The following is a 6,242-nucleotide window of genomic DNA, read 5'->3' as shown; positions in this document are numbered from 1 at the left end:
TTCTTCGGCAGCGTCAGATGGGTATAATAGACAGGCTGGCCCTGACCGGAAAGACGGATCACCTGACCGCTCTGGATGCCGGCGGGGATCTTCACCTCGAGCACGCGCTCGCCGCCGGACGAATCGTGCATGGCCAGCCGCGTGGGGCCGCCGTCGAAGGCGGTCTGCAGGTCGATCTGCACCGAAGCCTGCACGTCCTGCCCACGCCGCGCCCGCGGCTGGCCGCGATGGCCGCCATGCGCGGCGCCGCGACCGAACAGGCTTTCGAAGAAATCGCTGAAATCACCGGCGTCACCGCCGAAGCCCTGCTGCTCCTGCCAGCCCGGCGGCGGACGGAACTGCTCGCCCTGGCGATAACCGCCGGCGCGCAGCTGGTCGTAGGAGCGCCGCTTCTCGGCGTCCTTCAGGACTTCGTTGGCTTCGTTGACCGCCTTGAACTTCTCCTCGGCACCGGCATCCTTGTTCTTGTCGGGATGGTACTTGCGCGCCAGCTTGCGATACGCCGCCTTGATGTCGGCCTCGCTGGCATCGGGTTTGACGCCGAGGATCTCGTAATAATCTTTGAATTCCACGCCCGCTCCTGTTGATCGGTCGCAGCCCGCAAGGCCGCGCCCCGCCGCAGAGCATTATCCACGACGGGGCGCGCCTTCATACCGCGTTGCGCGTGTAGCGCAGGTCAGTTGCCGGTGTTGATCGCGATCCGGCGCGGCGTGGTTTCGGGCTTCTTCGGGATCGCAATTTCCAGCACGCCGAAACGGCCGTGCGCGCTGATGTTCTCCGCGTCGGCACTTTCGGGCAGCGAGAAGCGGCGATGGAAGGTGCCGTAGACGCGCTCCTGCCGGGTCAGCTTGCCGCTGGTCTCCTCACTGTCGACCTTCCGCTCGCCCTTGATGGTGAGGATGCTCTTGTCCATGCTCACCTCGATCGTGGACGGATCCACGCCCGGCACGTCGACCAGGATCATGAAGCGCTTGTCTTCCTCGCGGATGTCCACCCGCGGGGCCCACTGGCTGGTTTCCACGGTGGACTGGTCATTGTCGCCGGCACCGAACAGACGGCTCATGGCCTGGCGGAAATCCTCCGGCGTGGCGAAATCGCGGTTCCAGACGGACTGACGGATGTTCATTGCAATACCTCCTCGCAAGGGTTTGCGGCGTGATAGCCGCCTGCCCCCGAAAATAGGTGCTCGCCGCCACGATTCAAGGCATCAGGCAGCCAAAACCACTAGCATGGAACGCTCGCGACCCCCGAGTGGCACATGACCATCCAGCCCGGCGACACCCTGCCCGACACCGCGATCAAGATGATCGACGGCGACATCCGGCCCGTTCACACGGGAACCCTGTTCCGTGACCGCAAGGCCGTGCTGTTCGGCGTGCCGGGCGCGTTCACGCCGACCTGTTCGAACCGGCACCTGCCCGGCTACGTGGCGGCGTTCGGCGAGTTCCAGGCGCGCGGCATCACGGTGATGTGCCTGGCGGTCAACGATGCCTACGTGATGCAGGCCTGGGCCACCGCGCAGCACGTGCCACCCGGCCTGCTGATGCTGGCCGACGGCAACGCCAGTTTCACCCGTGCGCTGGGCCTGGAACTGGACGGCAGCGATTTCGGCATGGGTATCCGCGTGCGCCGGTTCGCGCTGTATGCCGAGGACGGCGTGGTGCGCCAGCTGCAGCTGGAGGCTCCGGGCGAGCTGCGCGTCTCCACCGCCGAGGCGATGCTCACCACCATCGACAACCCGTCGGGCTCACCGCACGGCGGCTGATATGCTGCGCCGATGGATATCGTCAACAACCCTGTCGCGGCACGCATGGCCGAGCGCTTCCGCGGTTTTCTGCCGGTCGTGGTCGATGTGGAGACCGGCGGCTTCGATGCCGAACACGACGCGCTGCTGGAGATCGCCGCGATACCGCTGCGCATCGACGAGGCCGGCTTCCTGAGCAGCAAGGAGCTGGTCACCACCCATGTGGAACCGTTCCCCGGCGCCAACCTGGACCCGCGTTCGCTGGAGATCACCGGGATCGACCCGGACAACCCCTTGCGCGGTGCCCTGCCCGAGCGCCAGGCGCTGGACCACGTGTTCCACGTGGTGCGGGAGGCCGTCCGCGAGGCCGGTTGCCAACGCGCGATCCTGGTCGGTCACAACGCCGCGTTCGACCTGGGCTTTCTCAATCAGGCGGTGCGTCGCTGCGGGCACAAGCGCAATCCGTTCCATCCGTTCAGCTGTTTCGACACGGTCAGCCTGGCCGGCCTGGCCTATGGCCAGACCGTGCTGAGCAAGGCGGTGCTGGCAGCGGGCCTGAACTTCGACAGCCGCGAGGCGCATTCGGCCGTCTACGATGCCGAGCGCACCGCCGAGCTGTTCTGCAGCATCGTCAACCGCTGGCGGCAACTGGAGTTGATGGAACGGGCGAGCTTCGACCTCGGCGCGTCGGCTGCGCCAGGTGGCGACATCCCGACCGCGTGAAGGGCCACCCGGTGAACCAGCGCCATGCCGACTCGAGCAGCCGACCTAGGGCGCGTGGCCCGCAGGCGGCGCCATTGCACGACGGCGGCGCCAGTTGTTCACCACGCCGTACACGCCGATGGCGATCCAGGCGGCCTCCAGCAGGAAGGCGGACAGGTTGAAGCTGCCGAATACCAGCGACAACAGCACACCGAGCGCGCCGAAAATGTTCATCGTCTGGTAGCTCAGCCCGTTGCCATGCAGGCGATGCCCCTGCAGCAGCAGAAAGGCCAGCAACACCAGCGCCACGCCAAGATAGCCGGCCCAGTCGTACCAGAAGAAAGTCATCGCTTCGCTCCGCGCTGGCGCAACGCCTCGAACAAGGCCACGCCGGTGGCGACGGAGACGTTGAGGCTTTCCATCGAACCGGGCATGGGGATCTTCGCCACGAAATCGCACAGTTCGCGGGTGAGCCGGCGGATGCCCTCGCCTTCGCTGCCCAGCACCAGCGCCACCGGCCCCTTGAAGTCGACACCGTAAATGCTGGTGTCGGTATCGCCGGCCAGGCCGGTGATCCAGACGCCGGCATCCTTCAGCTCGCGCAACGTGCGCGCCAGGTTGGTCACCGCGATCAGCGGCACCCGGTCGGCGCCGCCCGCCGAAGCACGGCGCACCACCGGCGTGAGGCCGACCGCGCGATCCTTCGGCACGATCACCGCGGTGACTTTCGCCGCCGCCGCGCTGCGCAGGCAGGCGCCGAGGTTGTGCGGATCGGTGACGCCGTCGAGCACCAGCACCAGCGCGTCGCCGCCGTCGCGTTCGAGCAGGCCGGCCAGGTCGCTCTCGTGCGCCGCCGGTGCTGCCTCGTAACGCGCGACCACGCCCTGGTGGCGCGCTTCGCCGGCGAGCTTGTCCAGCTCCTCGCGCGCACGATGGCGCACCGCGATGTTCAGCTTCTTCGCTCGCTCGGCCAGCTCCAGCACGCGGGCGTTGCGCTGGCCGTTCTCGACCAGCACCTCGCGCACGCGCTCGGCGTCGTTGCTCAGCGCGCCCTCGACGGGATTGATGCCGACAATCCAGCTCTCGCTCATGACTTGCCTTTCGGTTTGGGCCGACGCCGCGGGTTCTTCTTCGGCGCGGGCGCGGCAGCCGGGGCCTGGCCACGCCGCGATGAAGACTGCTTGCGTGGGCCGTCGGAGGGCGCGGCTCCGGGTTTGCGGCCCGGAACCGGCTCATGGCGCGACGCGGGCGCGCGCGACGGTGGACTGGCGCTCGGCGCCTTGCGCGGAGCCGGCGGCGGCGCGGCGACCTCGACTTGCTTGCGACCGAACGCGCGACCGATCGCCTTCGCCGCACGGCCGAACATGCCGGGGGCCTTGTCCGCAGCGGCGGCCTTCTTCGGCAGCGAGTAACGCTCGCCGGCGGCGGCATAGTCGTACGCCTTGCTGCTGCCCGAAGGCGGGCTAGCCGGCGTGCGCGGGGAAACCAGCCGGAAGTCGATCTTGCGGTCCTCCAGGCTGGCCCGCAGCACCTGGATGCGCACGTGGTCACCCAGGCGGAACTGCGCGCCGGTTCGTTCGCCCTTGAGCAGCTTCCGCGTCGCGTCGAAATGGTAGTAGTCGTTCGCCAACTGGCTGATGTGCACCAGGCCGGAGACTTTCGATTCGTCCAGTTCCACGAACAGGCCGAACGAGGTGACGCCAGTGACCACGCCGTCGAACTCGCTGCCGATGTGCTTCTCCATCCACGCGCACTTGAAGCGCTCGTCCACGTCGCGCTCGGCTTCCTCGGCGCGGCGTTCGCGCTGCGAGCAGTGCACGGCCATCGCTGCCATCTCGGCAGGCGTATAGGTGTAATCCGCCGGCTTGCCGCTGGTCAGTGCATAGCGGATCGCGCGATGCACCAGCAGGTCGGGATAGCGCCGGATCGGCGAGGTGAAGTGCGCGTAAGCCGCAAGGGACAGGCCGAAATGGCCGCGGTTGTCGGGCTGATAGGCGGCCATGCTCTGCGAGCGCAGCAGCACGCTCTGGATCAGCTCGCGCTCGGGGCGATCGCGCACCAGGGTCAGGATCTCGGCGAAATCGGCCGGCGCCACTTCCTCCACCGGCGGCATGCGCAGCTTGAACTCGCGCAGGAACTGCTGCAGATCCTCGTACTTTTCCGCCGGCGGCGGCTCGTGCGCACGGAACAGCGCAGGGATTTTCCTCTTCTCCAGGAACAATGCAGCCTGCACGTTGGCCGCGATCATGCATTCCTCGATCAGCTTGTGCGCGTCGTTGCGCTCGGTCGTGCCCATCGACTCCACGCTGCCGGTCTGGTCGAGGCGGAACTTGACCTCGGGCGTCTCGAAATCGATTGCGCCGCGGCGCTTGCGCTGCTCTGCCATCGCCTTGTACAGCGCGTGCAGGTTCTCCAGCTGCGGCAGCACGTCGGCCACTTCGTGGCGCGCGTCCTGCTCGCGCAGGCCCACCGCCTGCCATACCTTGTCGTAGGTGAGCCGCGCGTGCGAGCGCATCACCGCGTCGTAGAATTTCGCGCGGGTGACGTTGCCTTCGGCGTCGACGGTCATATCGCAGACCATGCACAGCCGCTCGACCTTCGGGTTCAGCGAACAGATGCCATTGGACAGCGTCTCCGGCAGCATCGGCACCACGAAGCCGGGGAAATAGGTGGACGTGCTGCGCTCGTACGCCTCGCGGTCGAGCGCGTTGCCGACCTGCACGTAGTGCGACACGTCGGCAATCGCCACGATCAGCCGCCAGCCACCGCCGCGCTTCGGCTCGGCATACACCGCATCGTCGAAATCGCGCGCGTCGGCGCCGTCGATGGTGACCAGCGGCAGCTTGCGGATGTCGGTACGGCCTTCCCGTTCGGCGGCGGTCACCTCCGCTTCTACCTGCGCCGCGTCACGCAGCACCTCGGCCGGCCATTCGTGCGGCAGGTCGTAGCTGGCGATCGCCATTTCCACCACCAGCGAGGGCTGCAGGCGATCGCCCAGCACCGCACGGATCTCGCCCAGCGGGCCGCGGTATGGAGTCGGCGGATCGGTGATTTCCACCACCACGATCTGGCCGGAGGTCGCGCCCTGCTCCTGGCCGGGCTTGATCATCACGTCCTGGTTCAGGCGGCGATCGTCGGGCGTGACCAGGGTGACGCCATCCTCGATCAGCACGCGACCGACCAGCCGTGGCGAGCGACGTTCCAGCACCTCGGCGATCGCGCCCTGCTTGCGGCCGCGACGATCGATGCCGACCACGCTGGCCAGCACGCGATCACCATGCAGCACGGTGCGCATCTGCTGCGGCGACAGGTACAGGTCCTCGCCGCCCTCGTCCGGGCGCAGGAAACCGTAGCCCTCGGCGTTGGCCAGCACGCGGCCGGCGATCAGGTCGAGTTTGCGCGTCGGCGCGTAGCCGCCGCGCCGGCCCAGCAGCAACTGGGCGTCGCGCACCATCGCCGCGAGACGCTTGCGCAACGCTTCGAGGTCGACTTCATCATGGATCTGCAGCGCGTCGGCGATGCGCGCTTCGGTCAGCAGTTCACCGCGCTGTTCCAGCAGGGCGAGGATTGCCTCGCGGCTGGGGATGGGGCGCGCATAGCGTTGCGCCTCGCGATCGGCATGCGGATCGCGCACCGCGCCGGCGGCAGCCTTGTTGCGTTTGTCCGGCGCGGATGGCCCGCGCGACGACCGCTTGGCGGTTTTCTTCGCGGGGCGCGTATCCGGGGAACGGCCGGACGTGGGGGGAGTTTTTCTGGTCACCAAGTATCCTTGTGGGGTCATGCGGCGCAGAGAATG

At 67.8% G+C, this 6,242-nt stretch carries 7 protein-coding genes; 2 read left to right on the top strand and 5 right to left on the bottom strand.

Annotated elements, in window-relative coordinates:
- Together B1991_RS10635 and B1991_RS10630 are read right to left on the bottom strand one after the other, a co-directional pair.
- Positions 1–572: DnaJ domain-containing protein (locus B1991_RS10635; RefSeq protein ID WP_168709621.1), on the bottom strand; the 572-nt coding region annotated here is incomplete at its 3' end.
- Between the two features lie 104 nt (positions 573–676).
- Positions 677–1,126 carry an Hsp20/alpha crystallin family protein gene (locus B1991_RS10630; protein WP_136258702.1) on the bottom strand — a complete coding sequence of 150 codons (450 nt, stop codon included), beginning with the start codon at positions 1,124–1,126 and terminating at the stop codon, positions 677–679.
- A 132-nt stretch (positions 1,127–1,258) separates the two neighbouring features.
- On the opposite strand from B1991_RS10630, the gene B1991_RS10625 reads away from it, so the two are divergent.
- Positions 1,259–1,765, top strand: a complete 507-nt coding sequence (locus B1991_RS10625; protein ID WP_136258701.1) for a peroxiredoxin — start codon at positions 1,259–1,261, stop codon at positions 1,763–1,765.
- Positions 1,766–1,777: 12 nt separating this feature from the next.
- On the top strand, positions 1,778–2,467 hold the full coding sequence (rnt, locus tag B1991_RS10620; protein WP_136258700.1) for a ribonuclease T: 690 nt from the start codon (positions 1,778–1,780) through the stop codon (positions 2,465–2,467).
- Between the two features lie 45 nt (positions 2,468–2,512).
- Here the strand turns inward: rnt and B1991_RS10615 are convergent, their stop codons facing one another.
- From B1991_RS10615 to rnr, 3 genes are read right to left on the bottom strand one after another with little or no spacing between them, the layout of a single operon-like run.
- The gene (locus tag B1991_RS10615) at positions 2,513–2,794 is read right to left on the bottom strand and encodes a CBU_0592 family membrane protein (RefSeq protein ID WP_136258699.1); all 282 of its coding nucleotides are present in this window, start codon (positions 2,792–2,794) and stop codon (positions 2,513–2,515) included.
- Positions 2,791–3,537 (bottom strand): 23S rRNA (guanosine(2251)-2'-O)-methyltransferase RlmB, encoded by a 747-nt coding sequence (gene rlmB / locus B1991_RS10610; protein WP_136258698.1) that lies wholly within the window; start codon positions 3,535–3,537, stop codon positions 2,791–2,793. The genes B1991_RS10615 and rlmB overlap by 4 nt, the downstream gene beginning before the upstream one ends.
- Positions 3,534–6,080 carry a ribonuclease R gene (rnr, locus tag B1991_RS10605; RefSeq protein ID WP_136258710.1) on the bottom strand — a complete coding sequence of 849 codons (2,547 nt, stop codon included), beginning with the start codon at positions 6,078–6,080 and terminating at the stop codon, positions 3,534–3,536. Before rnr ends, rlmB begins: the two co-directional genes overlap by 4 nt.
- Positions 6,081–6,242: the final 162 nt, after the last annotated feature.

The sequence above is a fragment of the Rhodanobacter lindaniclasticus genome (assembly GCF_004799035.1).
Taxonomy (GTDB): Bacteria; Pseudomonadota; Gammaproteobacteria; order Xanthomonadales; family Rhodanobacteraceae; genus Rhodanobacter; species Rhodanobacter lindaniclasticus.
Note: the sequence above shows the minus strand (reverse complement) of the source record. Positions and strands in the feature narration are given on the sequence as shown.

Bases quoted from the DNA above. Each gene is read 5' to 3' on its own strand.
- B1991_RS10625 (WP_136258701.1), top strand. From the start codon at position 1,259: ATGACCATCCAGCCCGGCGACACCCTGCCCGACACCGCGATCAAGATG.
- rlmB (WP_136258698.1), bottom strand. From the start codon at position 3,537: ATGAGCGAGAGCTGGATTGTCGGCATCAATCCCGTCGAGGGCGCGCTG.
- rnt (WP_136258700.1), top strand. From the start codon at position 1,778: ATGGATATCGTCAACAACCCTGTCGCGGCACGCATGGCCGAGCGCTTC.
- B1991_RS10630 (WP_136258702.1), bottom strand. From the start codon at position 1,126: ATGAACATCCGTCAGTCCGTCTGGAACCGCGATTTCGCCACGCCGGAG.
- B1991_RS10615 (WP_136258699.1), bottom strand. From the start codon at position 2,794: ATGACTTTCTTCTGGTACGACTGGGCCGGCTATCTTGGCGTGGCGCTG.